At 70.1% G+C, this 536-nt stretch carries 2 protein-coding genes; both read left to right on the top strand.

Going from position 1 to position 536, the window contains the following annotated elements; translation table 11 throughout:
- The coding region (locus AC1DXX_RS33405; protein WP_478138485.1) for a hypothetical protein at window positions 1-183 on the top strand (183 nt) is incomplete at its 5' end.
- Between the two features lie 10 nt (window positions 184-193).
- The coding region (locus tag AC1DXX_RS33400; protein WP_478138484.1) for a beta-ketoacyl synthase N-terminal-like domain-containing protein at window positions 194-536 on the top strand (343 nt) is incomplete at its 3' end.

The following is a 536-nucleotide window of genomic DNA, read 5'->3' as shown; positions in this document are numbered from 1 at the left end:
ACGCTGGCCTGGAGTCACCCGACGCCTGAGCGGCTCGCCGACCATCTTGCCGCCTTGCTGGTGGGCCCGGCGGCGCCTGCACCTTCGCGTTTGGCTGTTGTGCATGGGCCGGTTGCAGATACCGCGATGGAAACCCTTTCGGACCAGGAGGCACTTGCCCTCCTGGTCCGCGGCGGCGGCTGAGGACATGGCGATGAATGAACCGTCAGCCCGTCCAACCCTGAGTGCCGAGAAGCGCGCGCTCCAGGCGCGGCGCCTGCGCCAGGACCCGGAGATCCAGGCCTTGCTGATGAGCGAGCCGCTGGCCATCATCGGCATGGGTTGCCGTTTCCCGGGGGGAGCGGACGACCCCGACCTGTTCTGGCGTTTGCTGCTGGAGGGCGTGGATGCCATCGGGCAGGCGCCGGACGGACGCTGGTTCGACGCCGGCGAGCGTCCGCTCGGCGGCTACGTCGGTGCCGTTGACGGGCTCGACCTCGGCTACTTCGGCGTGTCCGAGCGGGAGGCGACGGCGATCGACCCGCAGCAGCGCCTGC

The organism is Variovorax sp. P4_B10 (assembly GCF_056402375.1).
The sequence above is the reverse complement of the archived record's forward strand: the minus strand, read 5'-3'. Positions and strand labels throughout refer to the sequence as shown.